The sequence below is a fragment of the Mycobacterium tilburgii genome (assembly GCF_902168065.1).
GTDB classification, from domain to species: domain Bacteria; phylum Actinomycetota; class Actinomycetes; order Mycobacteriales; family Mycobacteriaceae; genus Mycobacterium; species Mycobacterium tilburgii.
Genome location: NZ_LR655693.1, coordinates 1 through 22881, shown reverse-complemented (window position 1 = coordinate 22881; position 22881 = coordinate 1). Strand labels below are relative to the sequence as shown.

Sequence of the window (22881 nt, the reverse complement as noted above, 5' to 3'; positions counted from 1 at the left end):
ATTATTACCTACGCTAACGTGGGCAGTGATGGCGAATACCACTACGCGGCTCACCAATGACGCTTTGGCGTTTCTGTCGGAACGGCATTTGGCGATGCTGACCACGCTGCGGGCGGATAACTCGCCGCACGTGGTGGCCGTCGGGTTCACCTTTGATCCCGTGACCCATATCGCGCGTGTGATCACCAGCGGCGGCACGCAGAAGGCCGTCAATGCCGATCGTGGTGGCGTCGCGGTGCTCAGTCAGGTCGACGGGGCGCGGTGGATTTCGCTCGAGGGGCGGGCCAAGGTCAACAACGATGCCGATGCCGTGCGCGATGCTGAGCTGCGGTATGCGCAGCGCTACCGCCCCGCGCGGCCGAATCCCCGGCGCGTGGTCATCGAGGTTCAGATCGAGCGCGTGCTCGGGTCGTCGGATCTGCTCGACCGCGGCGGCGAGTAGGTCACGCGTCGCTCCAAACCGTAAAGAACGGCTTGCCGTACGCGGCCAAATACGACGCTTTGATCTCATCAACCGATGCATCCAGGTAGTGGGATAACTCCACCAAATCTTCAACTCCCGCAATAGCGACGACTCTGCCGGCGTGATCGATCAACGTGTGCCGTTTGCGTCCGAAGATCGTCTGCTCACCGATGCGTGTATCCCGGCCGCAATTCGTCGCGTCCGTGCTACCAAGTCGTGCAGCCGCCGAGTTTTGGTGCAATGCTGCCGGCGAATCGGGCACACGCGACCTAGAGGGTCCAGGTTCGACGGCCCACGGTCCCGCGATGGGCTTACCCTCCGGCGGTGCTCCCGTTGGCCGCCTGCTTGGCACCGGATCACCTTTTAGGCACTTCCAATTTGAGGCCGTCAAAGTCTGGTCAGGCCACTACTCGCCTTGCCGATATCGCGCAGAGCACCACTCGCGCGCAATATCTCCAAGCCTGCCTGCACGTACCATCACGCCGGCAGCGTCACCGACATCAGCAGCCCGCGCAACTGCACACGCACCGCGCGCCGTCGCGGTTCCCAACCTCCGGATAACATCACGCTTTCGAAGAGCAAGCACCCAAATCCGAGGCCCGGTCGATCTCTTCGCCAATCTTCCAGATGGACAAATGATTTAACTTAATTCAGATTGGCGTCGCCAGCTTCCCGTGGGTTGACGAGGCTGTTAAGCACAGCGGTCTTGGACATGTTTTTCCAAGTGGCCGCCGCGCCTTCGGGATCGATGAGGAACACCCTCGGAACGAGTCCACTGTACTTTGCAGCCCCCCAAAGCGGCCTTAGCAACTCCCTCGTTGACGTTGATCAAGTGTCACACTCGGTCGCGATCGGGTTTCCGACCTGCTAACCCAGAAAATGGGTGATCGCGCGACGCGTATGTTTTTCCATCTCGACGATCCAGCCGTCAGCACGCTCCATCAGCAGATGCGCGCCCTGCTCGAGAGCGCGGGCTTCGCACCCCAGGTTGTGCAGGACCGCGTTGATGGCGTTAGCAATGGCTTTGATTTCGTCGAGTGCATCGCGTCGAAGATTAAGACCACGTCATCCCACAGGTCCGTTAGCGACTCCAGGCGGCGCAACAGATCCCGAATGGTGTTCTGCCCGTTCGACACCTTGTTTGGCGAAATCGTCAACGACAGTGGCTAGGTTTGTGCACCCATTAGCCAAACTTTACCTATCTAAGACAAGACCTGACGTACTTGCGTCGTCAAAGCGAGCTCTGCACGAGACGAGGGCAGCGACCCTACAGCTCAACTCGCATTTGCTCTGAACGGACGACAGGCATTGTTGGCTGGAAGTGAGTATCTTCGGACAGTACTCTCTTCAGAGCCAGCAACACCAAGCGGCCTGGCTAGCAAAATACGAACACTTTTCTGATTCGTTTCAGGAACTGGTAGTCGATTATCTCAATAGCTTGAATGAAACTCAGATGCAAGCACCACTACAGGCCGGGAATGAGGCGGCGTTGGCAATTGAAGCTCTTTGCAAATAATGCTTCCACCCGGAGTATGGTCTGTTTACATCGTTGGGGAGCAGTGGATCGACGACGAAGATTTGGCTGTACTGTCCCACGGCAACACTAATCGAAGTAACATCGACGTTCACAACGTTCGGGGACATACTCCGCAGCGCTCAAACCGTTCCACTCGCAAAGCAACACGGCTTTACCGTCGTCAATCTTCGTGATACCTTCCGCCACGGTGAAGAACAAGCCCGCCAGGTCGCCAAGAAGAACGGTATCAAAGCAAGCCCTTATGACAGTATGGTGAGCCTCCGCCACGATCTGACGGCTCTAGCCGAGGAGGCAACCAGCGGATCAGGGCAATCCAAGATTCGAAACAACCCGCAGGCGGAAAGTTCGAAAAATTGTCGCTGCCATACACCAAACCCACCTATAGGTAACCCTAAGTTTCAATTCTACGCCGGCAACGCATCCGGAAGTCGGTGACAGCACGGACACGCGGTTGCAAACATGCCGATCGGTGTTAAGCTGACTTTCGCAAACTCGGTTCCCGCGACGACCTCACCCCCTCCACCCCCGGTGACCGCCGGGCCTCCCCGAGCTGCAACGGCAATGCCGGCGCCATCCGCACCCATCCGCGGCGGCGGCTCTAGCCGCCAACTATCACCTCGCCTGGTTCCAGGCCTGCAGCGCAACGACTCACAAGATGAATTGACCGGCACAACGGCGGCAGTACCCAGCTCGGAGAGGGTGGCGGTGTCGTCGACACTGAATTACTGCACTCGGGGAAACAAATCTCACCGTGCGGGCAGGCACGCCCACGACACGGCCGATCAGTTCTCACGGGGACCGCTGATGTCAGTAATGTTCGGCGGTTTCGCCGCCGCGGAAGCGTTTCACTACGCGCTCAGCGTGGCTCACCGCAAACACGTGAACGGCCTGCAATCCCACGGGGAAGCACTGGCCTCGATCGGCGGCAGGGCCCACGGGCCGCCACCGGGTTCACCGACATGGAGGAGCACAACACCGCGGAACTGTGGGCCGTGCGATGCAACTCCGCCACATAGGCATTCCCCAACTGATCGCCGAAGCCGGCGGTGATCTGTGGTCGATCAACAGTATACTCCAAAGTTGCTGTACCGCATACATTTCCGACCTGGCGCAGGAGTTCTACACTACCTGCGCGTGTACCACCGAGTCCAGCAAGGCATTCGACGAAGCACGCCGGCGCTTCGAGGCGTCCTGGAACCGCAACAACGGCGGCAATCCGATCAACGACTCCGCCGAGATCCAGCGCACTGCGCAATCACTCGGAGCACATTCCCTGCAACTGGCCAAGATTGGCGTCGACCGGGGGAACATCGCGACTGCACTGGCCGCAGCCCAGCGTACCGGCGCAACGCACGTTGGTTGGTCACTCCTACGGATCCACCACCGTTTCGGACGCGGCAGCCGGCTACGGGATGCAGACCAACAATGTCGTGCTGCTCGGTTCACCGGGCACCGATCTGTCGCATTCCGCGGCCGATTTCCGCCTGCCAAGGTGACGCGCTGGAACGCGACGGCATGACCGCACGACATCGCTGCGAATACGGAATGAGTGACTGGTTTGATCCCGAAGCCGAGCACGGCGACTACCGGGCACACGCACAGCGTGCCGACGGGTTGACCACAGAAAGACCACTGAAAGGAAGTGGCGAGTGTGGACCAGAGTAGCCAACGCCGCCATCGCAATGACAGTCGGCGGCTCGCTCGCTGGATACGTTGGCGCCGTGCATAATCCGATGCCACCGCAACAGGCCAGGGCCCAAGCCGTCGACGCCGACCGCGGCATCGTGAGCACGCTGCACGCCCAGGTGACCGAGGCGACATTCAGCTACGAATCGTGCAACGACCCGGGGACGCCGCCGTTTCGGGGTGTCGCGAAGGTGGCATTCTGGCTGCCCGGCGTGCCGCACAACCAGCTCGCCGACCCGCAGGCGGTGATCAAGACGCTCGTTGCCGGCGGCTGGAGCGCCGACTCCGACTTCAAGTCCCACGTGCCGACCCTGCGCAAGGTCAACGTCAACGTCATCCTGACCGTGGCGCCGACCCCGCGCGCCGGCGTCGAACTCAACAGTCACGCGTGCGTGGACGTCAACGGGGAATGCCGCGACACCAGCGATCACCGCACCGACGGCTCCGTCGTCCCGGTGAACATCAGCACGGAAATCCAGCAGCCCTAACGCGCCTCAGTCCACCGTAACCACGACCAGCTCGTGCGGCCGATTGTTGACAGCCAGCGCCCCGTCCTCAGTCACGACGACGATGTCTTCGATGCGGGCACCCCAGCTGCCCGGGAAATAGATGCCCGGCTCGATCGAGAAGGACATCCCCGCGGTCAACGGCAGATCGTTGCCGCTAACGATGTAGGGCTCCTCATGCACGGACAGGCCGATACCGTGCCCGGTGCGATGCACGAAGAACTCCGCGAGTCCGGTCTCGGCCAGCACCTCACGGGCGGTGGCGTCGACCTGCTCGGCCGTCACACCCGGACGCACCACATCGCATGCCGCCCGCTGCGCCCGCTGCAGCAGCGAATACTGGTGTGCCACATCGGGACTCGGTTCCCCGATGCTATAGGTGCGGGTGCAGTCGGAATGGTATCCGGGCTCGTAGGCTCCTCCGATGTCGACGACGACGATGTCGCCGGCTTGCAACTCCCGGCTGGAATAGCTGTGGTGCGGGTCGGCTCCGTGCGGCCCGGATCCGACGATGATGAAAGACGCATCCGAATGCCCTTCGTCGACAATGGCTTCGGCGATGTCGGCGGCGACTTCGGCCTCGGTGCGTCCGGGCACCAGAAACTCCGGCACCCGGGCGTGAACCCGGTCGATGGCCGAACCGGCCTTGCGCAGCGCGTCGATCTCGCACTCCTCCTTGACCATCCGCAGTTCGCGCAAGATGCCGGTGACCAGCACCGGCGACACGCCCAGCACCCCGGCCAACGGCACCAGATGCAGCGCCGACATGGAATCGGTGACGGCCGTCGCCGCGCGGCCACCGCCGAGCGCCGCACTCACCAGTAGGTAGGGATCTTCGCCGTCGACCCAAGCACGCACGCCCAGGCCCAGTTCCGCGATCGCCGATCCCTTGAGCGAGGCGAGCTCGAGTCGCGGTACCACAATGGTTGGGTCACCGGAGGCCGGAACCACCAGCGCGGTCAGACGCTCCAGGGTCTGGGCTCGCGAGCCGATGAGGTAGCGCAGGTCGTAGCCCGGCGTGATCACCAGGCCGTCGAGTCCCGCCGCCGCGGTCGCCCGGGCCGCCGCCGCCAGCCGGCGAGCATAAACCGCAACATCGAATCGGTGAGAATCCATGGCAGCCAGGCTAACCGCACCGGGCATGAAAGGATGCCCGCATGCCCGCACCTTTGCTGTTGCTCGACGGCGCCAGCATGTGGTTTCGCTCGTATTTCGGGGTGCCGTCGTCGATCACCGCGCCGGACGGCCAGCTCGTCAACGCCGTCCGCGGCTTCATCGACTCGATGGCCGTGGTCATCGGCCAACAACGGCCGAGACGGCTGGCCGTCTGCCTCGACCTGGACTGGCGGCCACAGTTCCGGGTCGACCTGATCCCCTCGTACAAGGCGCATCGGGTGGCCGAACCGGAACCGGAGGGCGTCCCCGACATCGAAGAGGTGCCCGATGACCTCACCCCGCAGGTCGACATGATCATGCAACTGCTGGACGCCTTCGGCATCCCGACGGCGGGAGCCAAGGGCTTCGAGGCCGACGACGTGCTGGGCACGCTGGCGGCGCGGGAACGCCACGACCCGGTCGTCGTGGTTAGCGGCGACCGCGACCTGCTGCAGGTGGTGACCGACGACCCTGTCCCGGTCCGGGTGCTCTATCTGTGCCGCGGGCTGGCGAAAGCCACGCTGTACGGGCCGGCCGAGGTCGCGGAGAACTACGCGGTGCCCGCGGATCGGGCCGGCCCTGCCTACGCCGAGCTCGCGCTGCTGCGCGGCGACCCGTCCGACGGTCTGCCGGGCGTGCCGGGCGTCGGCGAGAAGACGGCGGCGACGCTGCTGGCTCAGCACGGCTCGCTGGAACAGATCCTGGCCGCCGCGCGAGACCCGAAATCCACGATGGCCAAGGGATTGCGCGCGAAACTGCTCGGAGCCACCGACTACATCGAGGCGGCCGACCGGGTCGTGCGCGTCACAACCGACGCACCCATCACTTTCTCAACGGAATCGGACCAGCTGCCGCTGAGCGCCGCCGACCCGCGGCGCACCACCACCCTGGCAACGGAATTCGGCGTCGGCTCGTCGATCGCCCGCCTACAGAAAGCGCTCGACTCGTTACCGTACCACTGAGCCACTACTGCGGACGGCCGACCTCGTAGGTGCCCTTGTCGTCCTGGAAAGTCACCGTCACCCGCTTCTGGGTTCCGTCGATACTGACGCTGCAATCGAACGTCGCACCCTTTTGCACCGTGGGGTCGGCGCCGTTGTTGCACTTGACGTCCTTAACATTCTTGGCGCCGTAGCCGTTGGTCTCGTCGCTGAGCACCTGCTGTACGCCGCTTTGCGCCTTGTTGATGTCCAGCTTGGTGGTGACGAAAAAGCCCGGTTCCCAGAAACCAAGCACCAGCACCACCGCGATCAGCAGAAAGGCGACGGCCCCGGCGATGCCACCGATCAGCGCGACGGAACGCTTCTTCTTCGGCTCATAGCCCGGATACTGCTGCGGGTACTGCCCTGCCTGACCGTATTGACCGGGCTGGGCGTACTGGCCCGGCTGCGCGCCGTACTGCCCGGGCTGGGCGTACTGGCCCGGCTGCGCGCCGTACTGCCCGGGCTGGGCGTACTGGCCCGGCTGCGCGCCGTACTGCCCGGGCTGGGCGTACTGGCCCGGCTGCGGATACCCCGGCTGCTGTGGGTAGGGCTGCTGGTATTGCGGGTATTCGGCGGGCGGAGTGTAGGCGGGGGCCTGCCAGGTGCCGTCCTGGGTGGGAGGTTGCTGTTGCCAGGGTGAGCGCACCTGAGGCGGTTCCTGGGAGCGATCGGCACCCTCGCCGGGCGGTTGCCACTGCTGGCCCGGATCCGATCCGTGCGGTCCGCTCATCGTTTCTCCTCAATCTCCTTGTGTGCTGGCCCTGTTACGGTAGCTCCCGCCCAGCCTACCGGGCGTCAACTGCGACGACGCCGCGCCGAACATCGTTGATGGCCCGCTTTGCCGTCGCCCGCAGCTCGGCTTCGGGTGCGGCATTGCGGACCTGATCCAATAGATCGAGCACCTGTCGGCACCACCGTACGAAATCGCCCGCCAGCAACGGCGAACCGCTCCCCGTCACGTCGGCCGCGGCCAGCGAGCCGGCCAGGTCGCCGGTCCGGGCCCACTGGTAGATGGCGGTCACGAAGCCGTCGTCGGGCTCGCGGCTCGGGGCGATGCGGTGGGTCTGCTCGTCGGCGCGCAGCGCGTAGGACAACTTCGCTGTCTGCAGCAGCGCCTGCCGCAACCGGGGTGTGGGTGCCTCCGCCGCGAAGGGCCCGCTGGGGCCGTCGCCGCCGCGGGTCTCGTAGAGCACCGCCGAAACCACCGCGGCCAGCTCGGCCGGTTTCAGGTCCGCCCACGCACCGCTGCGCAGGCATTCGGCGACCAGCAGGTCGCTCTCGCTGTAGATCCTGGCCAGCAGCCGACCGTCGTCGGTGATCCGCGGATCAGTCGCGGGCCCCTGAATGAACTCCCGCTCGGTCAGCAGTCCGACGATCCGGTCGAAGGTATGGGCCAGCGAATTGGTGGCCGCCGCTACCTTGCTCTCCAGCTGCGCGTTGTCGCGTTCGATGCGCAGATAACGCTCGGCCTCACGGACCTGAGCCTCCACACCGGGGCTGTTGTGTGCAGGGTGACGGCGCAGTTCGTCACGCAACGACGCCAGCTCCGGATCGTGAAAACCACCACCGTCGGCATCGGCGCCGCGCCGCCGGGACGGCACTTCTAGCCCGGCGATGGCCGATCGCAGCGCCGAGGCCAGGTCGCGCCGGACCTTCGGCTGGCGGTGCTCGACCCGTTTCGGCAATGACATCGAGGCGACCGGCGCGGCGGCACCCGAATAGTCGGCCGAGGAAATGCGGCCCGCCCAACGGTGCTCGGTGAGCACCAGCGGCCTAGGGTCGTCGCCGTTGCGGGCCGATTCTAGCACGACCGCCAGCCCGCTGTGCCGGCCATGGGTGATCGTGATGATGTCGCCGCGACGCAGGCCGGCCAGCGCCGCGTTGGCGGCCTGCCGCCGGTGCAGCCGCGACGCCCGGGACTGGGCGCGTTCCATCTCCGTGATCCGGGCGCGCATTTGGGCGTATTCCAGGATAGGCGCGCCGTCTCCACCCAGCGCGGCGGCGATCTCGGCCTGCAACTGTTTGCCCCGGTCGATGCCCTTGACCAGCCCGACGACCGAGCGGTCGGCCTGGTACTGGGCGAATGATTGCTCGAGCAACTGGTGCGCCTGCTCGGGTCCCATGTGTTGGACCAGGTTGATGGTCATGTTGTACGACGGCGCAAACGAGCTGCGCAGCGGGAAGGTGCGGGTGGACGCCAGCCCGGTCACTGCCGACGGTTCGGAGGTCTCCTCGGCCGGATGCCAGAGCACCACCGCGTGCCCCTCGAGGTCGATGCCACGGCGCCCGGCCCGCCCGGTGAGCTGCGTGTACTCCCCCGGCGTCAGCGGCACGTGCGCCTCGCCGTTGTACTTCACCAGCCGCTCGAGCACCACCGTGCGCGCGGGCATGTTGATGCCCAGCGCTAGCGTCTCGGTGGCGAACACCGCCTTGACCAGGCCGGCAGTGAACAGCTCCTCGACCGTGTGCCGAAAGGCCGGCAACATCCCGGCGTGGTGGGCCGCCAACCCGCGCAGCAGCCCCTCCCGCCATTCGTAGTAGCCGAGCACCGCGAGGTCGGCCTCGGCCAGATCCCCACAGCGATGCTCGATCACCTCGGCGATCTGCGCGCGCTCCTCCTCGGAGGTGAGCCGCAACGGTGAACGCAGACACTGCTGTACCGCGGCGTCGCAGCCGGCCCGCGAGAACACGAACGTGATCGCGGGCAGCAACCCCTCGGAGTCCAGCGTCGCGATCACATCCGGCCGCGCGGGCGGCCGGTAGAACCGGGGCCGCGACGGGGGTCCGGTGGCGCGGTGGCGAGGCTGCCAGTCGCCCATCCGGTCGGCCTCGCGGCGATGCGCGATGTGGCGCAGCAGTTCGGGGTTGACGCGCGGCGCGCGCTCCGCGGCCGGTTTCTGATTTTCGTAGTCGAACAGGTCCAGCAGCCGGCGGCCGACCAGCACGTGCTGCCACAGTGGCACCGGGCGATGCTCGTCGACCACGACCGTGGTGTCGCCGCGCACGGTCTGAAGCCAGCCGCCGAACTCCTCGGCGTTGCTCACCGTGGCCGACAGGCTGACCAGCCGCACCTCGTCGGGCAGATGCAGGATCACCTCTTCCCACACTGGTCCCCGCATCCGGTCGGCGAGAAAGTGTACCTCGTCCATCACGACATGGGAAAGTCCTTGCAGCGCAGCCGAATCGGCGTAGAGCATGTTGCGCAGCACTTCGGTGGTCATCACCACCACGGGCGCGTCAGCGTTGTCCGACATGTCGCCGGTCAGCAGGCCAATGCGGTCCCGGCCGTAGCGGGCGGTCAGGTCTGTGTGTTTCTGATTGCTCAGCGCCTTCAGCGGCGTGGTGTAGAAGCACTTGCCCCCACCGGCGAGCGCCAGATGCACGGCGAATTCGCCGACCACCGTTTTCCCGGCCCCGGTCGGCGCACACACCAGCACGCCGTGGCCTCGCTCCAGCGCCGCGCACGCCCGGCGCTGGAAGTCGTCGAGCGCGAACGGCAGCTCCCCGGTGAACCGGGGCAACTCGGTCACGCCGTCGCCAGCTGCCGCCGCCATCTACGTGACGTCGTCATACTGCCCGGCCGCGAACGACGGCTCCGGCGCGGGCTCAGACACGGGTCCCGAAACCGGCCCAGGTATCGGTTCGGCCGGCTCGATGACCGAGGCCTGGTAGTCGGGAATCGCGGTTTGGGCCTCGCGCTTGGCTTTTCGCTTGTCGTGAACGCGGGCAATCTGGATGGCCAGCTCCTGCAGCACCGACAACGCGATCCCCAGCGCCGTCATCGAGAACGGGTCCGAGCCGGGGGTGAACACCGCGGCGAACGCGAATATGGCGAAGATCAGGCCGCGCCGCCACGACTTGAGCTTTTCGTAGGTCAGCACGCCGGCCATGTTGAGCATGACGATCAGCAGCGGGAACTCGAAGCTGACCCCGAACACCACCAGCAGGTTGATCAGAAAGCCGAAGTAGCGGTCGCCGGACAGCGCGGTCACCTGCACGTCGCTGCCGACCGTCAGCAGGAAGTTCAGCGCCTTGGACAACACGAAGTAGGCCAGCACCGCGCCGCCGATGAACAGCACCGCGGCGGGGATGACGAACCCGATCGCGAAGCGCCGTTCCCGTTGATACAGCCCGGGGGTGATGAACGCCCACAGCTCGTAGAACCACACCGGGCAGGCCAGCACGATGCCGGCCGTCATGCCCACCTTGAGCCGCAGCATGAACTGGTCAAACGGCGCGGTGGCCAGCAACCGGCACTGCCCGTCGGCGCTGATGTCCGCGCGCGCCGACTGCGGCAGCGAGCAGTACGGATGGCGCAGCCATTCGCCCAGGCTCTCCAGCCCGAACAGCGGATGCCCATACCAGATGAAGCCCAGGATCGTCGTGAGCAGGATCGCTCCCAACGAGATCAGCAGCCGGGTGCGCAGCTCGGTGAGGTGGTCGACCAGCGACATCGTCGCGTCGGGGTTGGTCCGACTGCGTCGGTTCCGCGGGTTCAGACGCTTCAGCACGGCACCGGTACGCGCTGAAGTCTTGAATGCTTTCAACAACGTTTGGTCAGTGGCGCTCGGGCACCGGCTCAGTCAACGAGGTCAACGAGGCCGAAACCCAGCTAAGTAGGTCGCGCTTCGGTGTGCCCCTGCTCGGTCGGCGCCGCCGGGTCGACCCGCTGCGACTGCACGGGCTGAGGGGCCGACGCGGGGGTTTGAATCGAAGGCGCTTCCGACTTGCTTTCCGTCTGCATTTCCCGCATCTCGGACTTGAAGATCCGCATCGACTTGCCCAACGAGCGGGCTGCATCCGGGAGTTTCTTGGCACCGAACAGCAAGATGACGACGACCGCTAGGATCGCCCAGTGCCACGGACTAAGACTGCCCACTTTGATTACCTCCAGACGTCCACCCGATGCTACCGCAGCGCGGGCAACTGCCGGTGTGCGCGCGCCGACGAAGGCTCGGACGTCGTCAGGACTTCACTGCCTGATACGACTCCAGCGCCGCGGTCGCCGCGTCCCGGACCCGCCGCGCCAGCGACGCCGGTTCGAGCACCCGCACGTCGGATCCGAACCCGAGCACCAGGCGCGTCATCCACGCCTCGGAGGCATAGGTCATGACCGCTTCGCAGGACCCGTCGGGCAACTCGTGCACGTCGCGCATCGGATAGTACTCGAACACCCACGACGCCCTTGGCGCCACGCGCAACTTGGCTGCCGGCAGCGCCGGGTCGCCGTCGAACAGCGACGTATCCGGCGGGGCGTGGCGGGCCGGTTCGGGCGGGACGGCCGATTCACCCAGTTCGGTAGCCTCGACGATGCGGTCAAAACGGAACAGCCGAACGCCTTCGGCCTCGCGCGACCAGGCCTCCAGGTAGCTGTGGCCGCCGATCAGCACCACCCGGATAGGATCGACGATCCGGCTGGTCAGCGTGTCGTGCGAGGCGGAGTAGTAGTCGATGGCCAGCGCGTGCCGGTATTGGACCGCGGTGCGTACCGTGGCCGCCGCCCGGTTCTCCATGGGTTCCGGCTCGTCGATCGCGGTCGCCAAGCCCGTCGAGTCGTGTTCGGCGGCGCCGGCCGCGGTGGTGATCTTGGCGATGGCGCTGCGCGCCGCCGCCGGGTCGACCACGCCGGGAATGTCGGCCAGCGCCCGCAGCGCGACCAGCAGCCCGGTCGCCTCCGGCGAGGTCAGCTTCAACGGGCGGTCGATGCCGGCCGAAAAGGTCACCTCGATCGTGTCGCCGGAGAACTCAAAGTCGATCAGGTCGCCCGGGTAATAGCCGGGCAGCCCGCACATCCACAGCTGGTTGAGATCTTCTTCGAGCTGCTTGGTGGTCACGCCCAGTTCGGTGGCGGCCTCGGCGCGGGTGATCCGGGGATTGGCCTGGAAATACGGCACCATGTTGAGCAGCCGGACCAGGCGGGTCGACACGGGAGTCACGGCTGCCACTCCTTGTGCGCACGCAGCCGGGCCACCACATCGTCGCGCAGCGCCTGCGGCTCGAGGACGACCGCGTCGGCGCCGTACCCGGCGACCTCACGCGCCAGGCCGTCGAGCGAGCCGGTCTCGATCTCGATCACCTCGCCGTCGCGCCCGCCCAGCTGCCGGGCGCCGGTGGATCGTCCGGCGCGGCGCAACGCGGTGGCCCGCCCGTCGGCGACCCACACCAGCGCCTGAGCCCCGGTGGACGTCCCGGAGGCTTCGCTGACCGTCTGGGCGACGATCTTGCGCAGGTCGACGCCGTCGGGCACGGTGACGGCGCCGGGCGGGCCGATCGGCTGCGCGTCGGCGCCGATGCGCGACAGCCGGAAGGTGCGGGTCGCGTCGCGGTCACGGTCGTGGCCGACCAGATACCAGCGCCCCTTCTCGGTCACCACGCCCCACGGTTCGACGGTGCGCAGGGTGTACGGCTCGGTGCGCGACGGCCGGTGCGGGAATTGCACCGCTTGTCGGGAATCGATGGCGGACAACAGGATTCCGAGCACCTCCTCCGAGCCGCGCAGACCCGGGAGCCCCTCCGGCGAGGCGATCGCCACCTGTGCGCCGGTGTCCAACGGGTCGACGTCGACCCCGGCGGCCCGCAGCTTGAGCAACGCGCCCTGGGTCGCGGTGATCATTTCCGTTGATTCCCACAGCTGGGTGGCGACGGCCACAGCGGCGGCCTCGTCGGCAGTCAGCTCGACCGGCGGCAACGAGTAGGCGTCCCGGTTGATCCGGTAGCCCTCGGTGGGGTCCATCGCCGATACCCGGCCCACCTCGAGCGGGATGCCGAGGTCGCGCAGTTCGTTCTTGTCCCGCTCGAACATTCGGAAAAAGGCTTCGAGGCTAGGGCTTTCCGAGTAGCCGGCCACGCTGGACCGGATCTTCTCCGCGGTGATGTAGCCGCGAGTGGACAGCAAGGCGATGACGAGATTGACCAGCCGTTCGACTTTCGAGGTCGCCATTTGCTCCAGATTAGATGGCGATGACGCGTGGCGTGCGCCGACGGGCCGTGCGACACATGAGCCACTCACGTCACACGTGTCCCGTGTGGCAACCACGGCGGTACGCGTGCGGCAAGCACCCGCGGTTTACATGCTGGTGATGAGCCGCTTCACCCGCTCGTCGACGGCCCGGAACGGGTCCTTGCACAGCACGGTCCGCTGCGCCTGGTCGTTGAGCTTGAGGTGCACCCAGTCCACGGTGAAGTCGCGCCCGGCCGCCTGGGCGGCGCTGATGAACTCGCCGCGCAGCCGCGCGCGGGTGGTTTGCGGCGGATTGTCGACGGCCTCGGCGATGTCCTCGTCCGTGGTGACGCGCGCCGCCAGGACCTTGCGCTGCAACAGGTCGAAGACGCCGCGGCCGCGTTTGATGTCGTGGTACGCGAGGTCCAGCTGAGCGATCTTGGGGTCGGACAGCTCCATGTTGTAGCGGTCCTGGTAGCGCTGGAACAGCCTGCGCTTGATCACCCAGTCGATCTCGGTGTCGACCTTGGCGAAGTCCTGGCTCTCGACGGCGTCGAGCTGACGGCCCCACAGGTCGACAACCTGTTCGATCTGCGCGTTGGGTTCGCGGGTCTGCAGGTGCTCGACGGCGCGGCTGTAGTACTCGCGCTGGATGTCCAACGCGCTGGCCTGCCGCCCACCCGCCAACCGGACCGGCCGCCGACCCGTGACGTCGTGGCTGACCTCCCGGATGGCGCGGATCGGGTTGTCCAGCGAGAAGTCGCGAAACGGCACCCCGGCCTCGATCATCTCGAGCACCAGCGCCGCGGTCCCCACCTTGAGCATCGTGGTGGTCTCGCACATGTTAGAATCGCCGACGATGACGTGCAGCCGCCGGTACTTCTCGGCGTCCGCGTGCGGCTCGTCGCGGGTGTTGATGATCGGACGGCTCCGCGTGGTCGCCGAAGAGACGCCTTCCCAGATGTGCTCGGCGCGTTGGGAGAGGCAGAACGTCGCCGCCTTGGGGGTCTGCAGCACCTTGCCGGCCCCGCAGATCAACTGACGGGTGACCAGAAACGGCAGCAGCACGTCGGAGATACGGGAGAACTCGCCGGCACGCACGATCAGGTAGTTCTCGTGGCAGCCGTAGGAGTTGCCCGCCGAGTCCGTGTTGTTCTTGAACAGATAGATGTCGCCGCCGATGCCTTCGTCGGCAAGCCGCTGTTCGGCGTCGACCAGTAGGTCCTCCAGCACCCATTCCCCGGCCCGGTCATGCGTGACCAGCTGCACCAGACTGTCGCACTCGGCGGTGGCATACTCGGGGTGACTGCCGACGTCGAGGTAAAGGCGGGCGCCGTTACGCAAAAAGACGTTGGAGCTGCGACCCCAGGACACCACCCGGCGAAAAAGGTAGCGGGCTACCTCGTCCGGGCTCAGCCTTCGATGGCCGTGGAATGTGCAGGTGACACCGAACTCGGTCTCGATGCCCATGATTCGTCGCTGCACACAATTGAGCGTACTTGCTGTCCCCGCAGGAAAATGAGCAAGCCGCGCCCACGGGACAAAACGGACCGCAAATCAGGCCGCAACCGACCTAGGAATCGTCGCCGGATTTCTTCGGCTTCGGGCGTTTGGAATCCGTCTCCTGGAGGAGGTTTTCCAGGGCGGACCGTCCGATCCGCTGAAACGCGCGCCGCGGCCGGTTGGCGTCCAGGATCGCGACTTCCAGGCTGCCGACGTCCAGGGCCGGCTGGTCACCGTTGGAGGATTCCGCGGCGCCCGCCCGCAGCGCGTTGACCGCAACACCCAGGGCGTCGTGCAGGTCGGCGTTTTCGGCGTACGAGTCCTTGAGCGCGGCCGTGATCGGCTCGGTGGTGCCGCCCATCACCACGAAGTGCGGCTCGTCGGCGATCGACCCGTCGTAGGTGATCCGATACATCTCAGGCGCTTTCGTCTCGCCGTAGTGAGCCACCTCGGCGACGCACAGCTCGACTTCGTACGGCTTGGCCTGCTCGGTGAAAATGGTACCGAGTGTCTGCGCGTACACGTTGGCAAGCTGCCGGCCGGTGACGTCGCGGCGATCGTAAGCGTAGCCGCGGGTGTCGGCGAGCTGGATGCCGCCGCGCCGCAGATTGTCGAATTCATTGAACCTGCCGACCGCGGCGAAACCCACCCGGTCGTAGAGTTCGCTGATCTTCTGCAGCGACCGCGACGGGTTCTCTGCAACGAACAGCACCCCATCCGAGTAGGCCAGCACCACCACGCTGCGGCCCCGAGCGATGCCCTTACGCGCCAGTTCGCTGCGCTCACGCATCGCCTGTTCGGGCGAGATAAAATACGGGAAACTCACTTCTCACCGCCATCCGGGCCGAAAGTGTCGGCGCGCGAGCGGCTTTCGATGACCTGGCGAGCCAATTCGGCGATCCGCCCCCCGGTCACCTCGACCGCGCCTTCGGCGCTGATGGTGACCGCCGTCGGAAAGATGCCACGCACCAAATCCGGTCCGCCCGTGGCGGAATCGTCGTCGGCGGCGTCGTAGAGCGCCTCCACGGCAACCCGCAGCGCGGAATCGAAGTCGGTGACTTGGGCGTACAACTTCTTCATCGAGGACTTGGCGAAGAACGATCCCGACCCCACCGACTGGTAGCCCTCTTCCTCGATGCTCCAGCCGCCCGCCGCGTCGAACGACACGATGCGCCCGGCGGTTTCCGCGTCGGCAGCATGGATGTCGTAGCCCACCAATAGCGGCAGCGCGACCAGTCCCTGCATGGCGGCGGGCAGGTTGCCGCGCACCATGATCGCCAGCCTGTTCACCTTGCCGGCGAACGTCAGTGGCACGCCTTCCAGCTTCTCGTAGTGCTCGAGCTCGACGGCGTAGAGGCGGGCGAATTCGACCGCGATCGCGGCCGTGCCCGCGATGCCTGTCGCGGTGTAGTCGTCGGTGATGTACACCTTCTTGACGTCCCGGCCGGCGATCATGCTGCCCTGGGTCGAGCGCCGGTCACCGGCGATCAGGACACCGCCCGGGTATTTCAGCGCGACGATCGTGGTGCCGTGCGGCAAGTGCGCGGCGTCCCCACCGGGCTGCCCCCCGGATTTGCCGCCGCCGAGAACCGCGGGTAGCAATTCCGGTGCCTCGCGACGCAACAAGTCGGCGAACGACGAGGTATTGACAGCAGAAAATCCGGGAAGGGCCGTGTTGGTGGTTAAAAGATCAGGGAACGACCAGGTCACTGTCCGCCCTTTTGGACGTACGCACGGACGAAGTCCTCCGCGTTTTCCTCCAGGACGTCGTCAATCTCGTCGAGCAGATCGTCGGTTTCCTCGGTCAGTTTCTCGCGACGCTCCTGGCCGGCAGCCGTCGTGCCGACGACATCATCGTCGTCGTCGCCACCACCGCCACGCTTGGTCTGCTCCTGCGCCATCGCCTCCTCCTGCTTCGTGTGGGCCCTGTTTACGGCCGGTAAACACGCCCGCTGGTATCTCTACAGTACCGGGTCGCACCCGCCGGTCTTTGCTTAACAAGCCTCAGCTAGTCAGTTGTTCCACGAGTTGAACTGCGCTGTCCACCGAGTCCAGTAGCGCTCCGACGTGGGCCTTGCTGCCCCGCAGCGGCTCCAGCGTCGGGATGCGCACCAGTGAATCGCCACCGAGATCGAAAATCACCGAGTCCCAACTGGCCGCGGCGATGTCGGCCCCGAACCGGCGCAGGCATTCGCCACGGAAGTACGCGCGGGTGTCGGTCGGCGGATTATCGACCGCGTCGAGCACCTGCTGCTCGGTGACGAGCCGCTTCATCGAGCCGCGCGCGACCAGCCGGTTGTACAGACCCTTGTCCAGCCGGACATCGGAATACTGCAGGTCCACCAGGTGCAATCGCGATGCCGACCAGCTCAGATGCTCCCGCTGCCGGAAGCCCTCCAACAGCCGCAGCTTGGCCGGCCAGTCCAGCAGCTCGGCACATTCCATCGGATCGCACTCCAGCAGGTCGAGCACGTTCGCCCACGTCTCGACGATGTCTGAGGCACGCGGATCGGGGTCGCGGCCGTCGACCAGCTTCGCCACCCGGTCAAGGTAAATCCGTTGCAGCGCAAGGCCGGTCAGTTCCCTACCGTCGGCCAGCGCCACCGCCACCCGCAGCGACGGGTCGCGGCTGATGGCATGGACCGCGTGCACCGGACGGGCCAGCGCGAGATCGCTGAGGTCGATGCCGTGCTGCGGGCCCTCTTCGATCAGATCCAGGACCAGGGCCGTGGTGCCCAGCTTGAGGTAGGTCGACGTCTCGGCGAGGTTGGCGTCACCGATGATGACGTGCAACCGGCGGTACCGGTCGGCGTCCGCGTGCGGTTCGTCGCGGGTGTTGATGATGCCGCGCTTGAGCGTGGTCTCCAGCCCGACCTCGACCTCGATGTAGTCGGAGCGCTGGGACAGCTGAAAACCGGGCTCGTCGCCGGAGGACCCGATGCCGACCCGGCCGGAGCCGGTGACCACCTGGCGGGACACGAAAAACGGGGTGAGCCCGGCGATGATCGCCGAGAACGGCGTCTGCCGCGACATCAGATAGTTCTCGTGCGCTCCGTACGACGCGCCTTTGCCGTCGACGTTGTTCTTGTACAGCTGCAGCTTGGCGGCGCCCGGCACGCTGGCGACGTGCCTGGCGGCGGCCTCCATCACCCGCTCGCCGGCCTTGTCCCAGATCACCGCGTCCAGCGGGTCGGTGCACTCGGGCGCGGAGTATTCGGGGTGGGCGTGATCGACGTAGAGCCGCGCCCCGTTGGTCAGGATCATGTTGGCCGCGCCGACCTCGTCCGCATCGACCACCGGCGGCGGCCCGGCCGAGCGGCTCAGGTCGAAACCGCGGGCATCGCGCAGCGGCGATTCCACCTCGTAGTCCCAGCGGGTGCGCTTGGCGCGCTGAATGCCGGCGGCGGCCGCGTAGGCCAGCACCGCTTGGGTCGATGTCAGGATCGGGTTGGCGGTCGGGTCAGACGGCGACGAAATGCCGTACTCGACCTCCGTCCCGATAATCCGTTGCATGCCACCAGCCTAGGCAAGCGGCGCGGAGTCCCCGCGCTGGGGGACCGCCTTGACGTGCCGCGAAATCTGCCAGCACGTTGCCGACGCGCCCTTTAGGGTCCCCCGGTGTAGATGTAATTCGGCTAATTCGGCGCGCCGCCCGCGCCCGCCGGAAGGCGGCGGAACAGTGGTTTCTGGACCGCGGTCTGCCGTCGGTGCTGACGCCGCGGGGCCGATGGCGGCGGCCTGGGCCGCGGTGCAAGGCTGCCTGCTGGGTGTGTATTTCGTCAGCGACAGCAACGACGTCTTCATCCGGAACACGCCGACCAGCTCGCAGTGGGTGATCCTGGCCCTACTCGCGGCGGCGATCCCGCTGGCCGCCCTGCTCGGCTGGCTGGTGTCCCGGGTTTCCGGCGGGCGCACCCGCGCCGCCGTCTCGACCGCGTCGGTGGCCTTCGCCGTCACGTGCGGCGTCATCGAATCCGGTCCGATTCAGCTGATCCGAGACGCCGTCATACTGGTGCTGACCGGCTGCGGTGTCGGCTACGGTGATCACGTGGTCGGTGCGATGACCCTGTAGCATCTGTCCACGGTCGGCGCGCTGGCGGTGCGGGCCCTGCCCATCGTCCTGCTGACCGCGTTGGTGTTCTTCAACACCTATGTCTGGCTGATGGCTGCGCACATCAGCAGGCAGCGGCTGACATTGGCGATTGTCTTCCTGCTCACCATCGCGGGGACCTTCGTCGTGTCCAAGACCGTGGTACGTGTTCGGCCGCTGCTGAAGTCGGCGACCGCGCCGCCGGAGAGCGGCGAAAGCCTAACCGGCACACCGTTTGCGGCGATGCCCGATCCGTCGCAGCGCCTGCCGCTCACCCGGATCGAAAGCCTCAACGTGGTTGTTCCTGCCGGCCGTGTCGCAACTGATCGAGATCCTGGTGGTGGCCGCCGTCGGGGCCACCATAGTATCTGATCCTGGTCCTGATCTCCTGACGCCGCCGCTGATCAGTGGAGTGGACGCACACCGACATCATGACCTCGACGGTGTTCGGCTTAACGTTCCGGGTACCCGATTCGCTGATCCACACCTGCACTGTTCATCGGCGCGCTGACGTTCATGTACATCAGCACCCGTGCGGTCGACGACGAATGCCGGGCATGTTCCTCGACCCGCTGATCGACGACCTGCACACCACGCTGACCGCACGCAACCGCTACCACGGCAGCCTCGCCCACGAGCACGCCACGACAGAAAGCGTCCGAGCACATGCCCGACTTGTCCGGAAAGCGTTATGGCGAAGTACTACTCGTCGAGGTCAGCGAATCCGTTCCGCAGGCAACGGTCTACAACAGCTTCCCGCTCAACGACTGTCCGGCCGAGCTGTGGTCGAAGCTCGACCCGCAGGACATCGCCGTCGAACACGGTGTGGCCACCGCCCCCGCTCAACGGTCCGAGCTACTGGCCGATGAACGCGATCGAGAAGCAGACCGACGGCTTGCAGGAACGAATGACGTTCGGCGGCATCGAGATGGTCAAGCAGGCCACTGTGGCGCTGTCGTCGATGAACCCCGCGCCGTACACCGTCAACGAAGTCACCCGCAACACCGTCTTCGTCTTCAACGCCGGCGAAGAGATCTACGAGCTGATCGATCCTGACGGCGGGCGCTGGGTGATGCAGACCTGGAGCCAAGTCGCCGACCCCGACCTGTCGAGCGCCGACTTGGCCGGCCGCTCACCCTGCCGCCGGGATGGGGCTACCAGCCGCGCGTGCTCACCGAGACGCTGCGGGTCGACACCACGACGCGACCCGCACGCGTCACGCAGGTCTGACCAACAGCTACTCGTTCGAATTCGACTGAGCCAGACCACGACCGGGTGTGGCCCGCCCCTACAAGTACTGGCCCAGGTTTGATTCGGTGTCGATGGCGCGCGACGCGCTCGACGACTTGCCGGTGACCAAGGTGCGGATGTAGACGATCCGCTCGCCCTTCTTGCCCGAGATCCGCGCCCAGTCATCGGGGTTGGTGGTGTTGGGCAGGTCCTCGTTCTCGGCGAACTCGTCGACGATCGAGTCGAGCAGGTGCTGGATACGCAGACCGGGCTGACCGATCTCCAGCACCGACTTGATCGCGTTCTTCTTCGCCCGGTCGACGACGTTCTGGATCATGGCCCCGGAGTTGAAGTCCTTGAAGTACATGACTTCCTTGTCACCGTTGGCGTAGGTGACCTCCAGGAATCGGTTGTCGTCGATCTCGGCGTACATCCGCTCGACGACCTTCTCGATCATCGCTCGGATGCAGGCGCCGCGGTCGCCGTCGAACTCGGCGAGGTCGTCGGCGTGCACCGGCAGCGACTCGACCAGGTACTTGGAGAAGATGTCCTGTGCCGCTTCGGCATCCGGGCGCTCGATCTTGATCTTTACGTCCAGCCGTCCCGGCCGCAGGATCGCGGGGTCGATCATGTCCTCACGGTTGGAGGCGCCGATCACGATGACGTTCTCGAGTCCCTCGACACCGTCAATCTCGCTCAGCAGCTGCGGCACCACCGTGGTCTCGACGTCGGAGGAGACGCCGGTGCCGCGGGTCCGGAAGATCGAGTCCATCTCGTCGAAGAACACGATCACCGGGGTGCCCCCGGACGCCTTTTCCCGCGCCCGCTGGAAGATCAGCCGGATGTGACGTTCGGTCTCGCCAACGAACTTGTTCAGCAGCTCGGGGCCCTTGATGTTGAGGAAGTAGCTCTTGGCCTCGCGGACGTCGTCGCCGCGCACCTCCGCCATCTTCTTGGCCAACGAGTTGGCGACGGCCTTGGCGATCAGCGTCTTACCGCAGCCGGGCGGGCCGTAGAGCAACACGCCCTTGGGCGGCCGCAGCGCGTACTCGCGGTACAGCTCCTTGTGCAGGAACGGCAACTCGACGGCGTCGCGGATCTGCTCGATCTGCCGGGTCAGGCCACCGATGTCCTCGTAGCTGACGTCGGGCACCTCTTCCAGCACCAGGTCCTCGACCTCGGCCTTGGGGATGCGCTCGAAGGCGTAGCCGGCCTTGGTGTCGACCAGCAGAGAATCGCCAGGCCGCAACCTGCGCGGCCTGGTGTCGTCGTTGAGTGCGTCGGTAACTCCGTCCGGCAGGTCCTCGGCCACCAGTGGTTCGGCGAGCCAGACGATCCTCTCCTCGTCGGAGTGCCCGACCACTAGCGCGCGGTGCCCGTCGTTGAGGACCTCCCGCAACGTCGAGATCTCGCCCACCGACTCGAACTTCCCGGCTTCGACGACGGTCAGGGCCTCGTTGAGGCGGACCGTCTGGCCCTTCCGCAGAGATGACACATCGATGTTCGGCGAGCACGTCAGGCGCATCTTGCGGCCCGAGGTGAACACGTCGACCGTCTCGTCTTCGTGCGCGGAGAGCAGCACGCCGTAGCCGCTCGGCGGCTGACCGAGACGATCGACTTCCTCCCGCAGAGCCAGCAGCTGCTGGCGGGCCTCTTTGAGAGTTTCCATTAATTTCGAATTGCGGGCGGCAAGCGAGTCGATGCGCGCTTCGAGTTGATGCACATCGCGCGCGGACCGGGTGCCGCCGTGCGATTCGGTGGCCTGTTCGAGTTGTTCACGCAGTGCCGCCGCTTCGCGACGCAGCTGTTCCAACTCGGCCGCATCCTCGCTGGACATGCCGGTTTCACGATTGATACCGAATGCTTCAGAACGCTCTGAGTCACCCATCTTGCGCTCCTTTCCCGCCCCGATATTGATGCGGTGGATACTCCAACGCTACCGGCCATTGGCCGTTCTTGCGTGTAGTCAAATGCCGTGAAAAGTTGCGTCGTTGCTCCCGCTGGTACCCTCGACGTCGATTTGGCACCACCGAGAGAACACCCCGTGACCCCAAAAGGCCTCGCCACAGGCATCGCCAGGCTGCTGTCATCACCAACATGTTTCCGACTGTGACTTCCATTGCACCAGTAGGCACGACCGGAACCTCGGCCGCACTCCCGGCATCAGGCCTGGCCGAATAGCCCGGGCGACCCGAGTGGATGCGTCGACATCTATCGTTAACCTTAAGCACCGCCGCCGCGGCGGCCATCGAGCTCGCGGCCTGTTCGCACAGCGAGCCAAAGGTGCTGCCGTCGAGTAGCACCGCGATGCCGTTGCCCACGTCCACTCCGTTGATCGTCACCGCTCCTCCGACTGCTCCCCTGCCCGTTCCCGAGGCATTGGTAGAGGTGTTGAACCGCCTCGTCGACCCCAGTATTCCCACCGTCAACAAGGTGAACCTTATCGAGGGCGCGACCCCGGAGATCCGGACCACGCTGGACAAATTCATTAACGCGCTGCGGGACAACGGGTATCTGCCAATGTCGTTCGTGGCGAACAACATTGCATGGTCGGACAAGAATCCGTCCAACGTCGTCGCCACCGTCACCGTGGACACCGCGCAGGGAAACAACAGCGCGTTCACCTTCCCGATGGAGTTCGCGCCGTTCCAGGGCGGCTGGCAGCTGTCCCGGCACACCGCGGAAATGCTGCTGGCGCTAGGCAACTCGCAGGCGGGCCCGAGTCCCAGCACGAGCCCTGGCCCGACCCCGCCGCCGGAGCCCGTCCAACCGCCGTCCTCCGCACCCC

At 65.8% G+C, this 22881-nt stretch carries 19 protein-coding genes and 5 pseudogenes; 10 read left to right on the top strand and 14 right to left on the bottom strand.

Annotated features, from left to right (window positions below):
- The first annotated feature begins 28 nt into the window (after positions 1 to 28).
- Positions 29 to 442, top strand: coding sequence for a F420-dependent biliverdin reductase (locus FQ389_RS03245; protein WP_144206049.1), 414 nt, complete (start codon positions 29 to 31; stop codon positions 440 to 442).
- Between the two features lies 1 nt (position 443).
- Here the strand turns inward: FQ389_RS03245 and FQ389_RS18850 are convergent, their stop codons facing one another.
- On the bottom strand, positions 444 to 725 hold the full coding sequence (locus tag FQ389_RS18850; protein WP_313901944.1) for an Imm61 family immunity protein: 282 nt from the start codon (positions 723 to 725) through the stop codon (positions 444 to 446).
- Positions 726 to 1363: 638 nt separating this feature from the next.
- Here FQ389_RS18850 and FQ389_RS03235 point away from each other — a divergent pair.
- The 5 genes and pseudogenes from FQ389_RS03235 (at position 1364) to FQ389_RS03220 (ending at position 4174) form a co-directional block, all read left to right on the top strand.
- Positions 1364 to 1633 carry a hypothetical protein gene (locus FQ389_RS03235; RefSeq protein WP_144206047.1) on the top strand — a complete coding sequence of 90 codons (270 nt, stop codon included), beginning with the start codon at positions 1364 to 1366 and terminating at the stop codon, positions 1631 to 1633.
- 826 nt (positions 1634 to 2459) lie between these two features.
- Positions 2460 to 3016 (top strand): annotated as a pseudogene (locus FQ389_RS21965) (DUF2563 family protein).
- Positions 2998 to 3297 (top strand): annotated as a pseudogene (locus FQ389_RS21960) (putative alpha/beta hydrolase); the annotation flags it as partial. The pseudogenes FQ389_RS21965 and FQ389_RS21960, both read left to right, overlap by 19 nt.
- A gap of 55 nt (positions 3298 to 3352) precedes the next feature.
- Positions 3353 to 3487, top strand: a pseudogene (locus FQ389_RS18840) (alpha/beta hydrolase); the annotation flags it as partial.
- Positions 3488 to 3721: 234 nt separating this feature from the next.
- The gene (locus tag FQ389_RS03220) at positions 3722 to 4174 is read left to right on the top strand and encodes a hypothetical protein (protein WP_144206045.1); all 453 of its coding nucleotides are present in this window, start codon (positions 3722 to 3724) and stop codon (positions 4172 to 4174) included.
- Positions 4175 to 4180: 6 nt separating this feature from the next.
- On the opposite strand, the gene FQ389_RS03215 is transcribed toward FQ389_RS03220, so the two are convergent.
- Positions 4181 to 5308: a M24 family metallopeptidase gene (locus FQ389_RS03215; RefSeq protein ID WP_144206044.1), complete on the bottom strand. Its 1128-nt coding sequence runs from the start codon at positions 5306 to 5308 to the stop codon at positions 4181 to 4183.
- A gap of 41 nt (positions 5309 to 5349) precedes the next feature.
- On the opposite strand from FQ389_RS03215, the gene FQ389_RS03210 reads away from it, so the two are divergent.
- On the top strand, positions 5350 to 6309 hold the full coding sequence (locus tag FQ389_RS03210) for a 5'-3' exonuclease (protein WP_144206043.1): 960 nt from the start codon (positions 5350 to 5352) through the stop codon (positions 6307 to 6309).
- Positions 6310 to 6313: 4 nt separating this feature from the next.
- Here the strand turns inward: FQ389_RS03210 and FQ389_RS03205 are convergent, their stop codons facing one another.
- From FQ389_RS03205 to dop, 11 genes are all read right to left on the bottom strand, one after another.
- Entirely contained in the window at positions 6314 to 7060 is a 747-nt protein-coding gene (locus tag FQ389_RS03205; protein WP_144206042.1) for a DUF4333 domain-containing protein, read from the bottom strand.
- Between the two features lie 55 nt (positions 7061 to 7115).
- Positions 7116 to 9884, bottom strand: a complete 2769-nt coding sequence (locus FQ389_RS03200) for a DEAD/DEAH box helicase (protein ID WP_144206041.1) — start codon at positions 9882 to 9884, stop codon at positions 7116 to 7118.
- Positions 9885 to 10877 carry a twin-arginine translocase subunit TatC gene (gene tatC / locus FQ389_RS03195; RefSeq protein WP_407662736.1) on the bottom strand — a complete coding sequence of 331 codons (993 nt, stop codon included), beginning with the start codon at positions 10875 to 10877 and terminating at the stop codon, positions 9885 to 9887.
- 65 nt (positions 10878 to 10942) lie between these two features.
- Positions 10943 to 11209: a Sec-independent protein translocase subunit TatA gene (gene tatA / locus FQ389_RS03190; RefSeq protein ID WP_144206040.1), complete on the bottom strand. Its 267-nt coding sequence runs from the start codon at positions 11207 to 11209 to the stop codon at positions 10943 to 10945.
- Between the two features lie 85 nt (positions 11210 to 11294).
- The gene (locus FQ389_RS03185; protein ID WP_144206039.1) at positions 11295 to 12266 is read right to left on the bottom strand and encodes a helix-turn-helix transcriptional regulator; all 972 of its coding nucleotides are present in this window, start codon (positions 12264 to 12266) and stop codon (positions 11295 to 11297) included.
- On the bottom strand, positions 12263 to 13270 hold the full coding sequence (locus FQ389_RS03180; RefSeq protein ID WP_144206038.1) for a helix-turn-helix transcriptional regulator: 1008 nt from the start codon (positions 13268 to 13270) through the stop codon (positions 12263 to 12265). Before FQ389_RS03180 ends, FQ389_RS03185 begins: the two co-directional genes overlap by 4 nt.
- 126 nt (positions 13271 to 13396) lie before the next feature.
- On the bottom strand, positions 13397 to 14755 hold the full coding sequence (gene pafA / locus FQ389_RS03175; protein ID WP_144206037.1) for a Pup--protein ligase: 1359 nt from the start codon (positions 14753 to 14755) through the stop codon (positions 13397 to 13399).
- Positions 14756 to 14843: 88 nt separating this feature from the next.
- A complete protein-coding gene (gene prcA / locus FQ389_RS03170) occupies positions 14844 to 15599 on the bottom strand; it encodes a proteasome subunit alpha (RefSeq protein ID WP_144206036.1) in 756 nt (251 codons plus the stop codon).
- Positions 15596 to 16483 carry a proteasome subunit beta gene (gene prcB, locus FQ389_RS03165; protein WP_144206035.1) on the bottom strand — a complete coding sequence of 296 codons (888 nt, stop codon included), beginning with the start codon at positions 16481 to 16483 and terminating at the stop codon, positions 15596 to 15598. Before prcB ends, prcA begins: the two co-directional genes overlap by 4 nt.
- Positions 16480 to 16674, bottom strand: a complete 195-nt coding sequence (locus tag FQ389_RS03160) for a ubiquitin-like protein Pup (RefSeq protein ID WP_144206034.1) — start codon at positions 16672 to 16674, stop codon at positions 16480 to 16482. Before FQ389_RS03160 ends, prcB begins: the two co-directional genes overlap by 4 nt.
- 103 nt (positions 16675 to 16777) lie before the next feature.
- Complete coding sequence (dop, locus tag FQ389_RS03155) at positions 16778 to 18286, bottom strand: pup deamidase/depupylase (protein WP_186296248.1); 1509 nt, start codon at positions 18284 to 18286, stop codon at positions 16778 to 16780.
- 116 nt (positions 18287 to 18402) lie between these two features.
- Here dop and FQ389_RS03150 point away from each other — a divergent pair.
- Together FQ389_RS03150 and FQ389_RS03145 are read left to right on the top strand one after the other, a co-directional pair.
- Positions 18403 to 19492 (top strand): annotated as a pseudogene (locus FQ389_RS03150) (hypothetical protein); the annotation flags it as partial.
- 37 nt (positions 19493 to 19529) lie between these two features.
- Positions 19530 to 20122, top strand: a pseudogene (locus FQ389_RS03145) (hypothetical protein).
- A gap of 29 nt (positions 20123 to 20151) precedes the next feature.
- On the opposite strand, the gene arc reads toward FQ389_RS03145, so the two are convergent.
- Positions 20152 to 21981: a proteasome ATPase gene (gene arc / locus FQ389_RS03140; protein WP_144206033.1), complete on the bottom strand. Its 1830-nt coding sequence runs from the start codon at positions 21979 to 21981 to the stop codon at positions 20152 to 20154.
- Between the two features lie 311 nt (positions 21982 to 22292).
- Here arc and FQ389_RS03135 point away from each other — a divergent pair.
- Positions 22293 to 22881: hypothetical protein (locus FQ389_RS03135; protein ID WP_144206032.1), on the top strand; the 589-nt coding region annotated here is incomplete at its 3' end.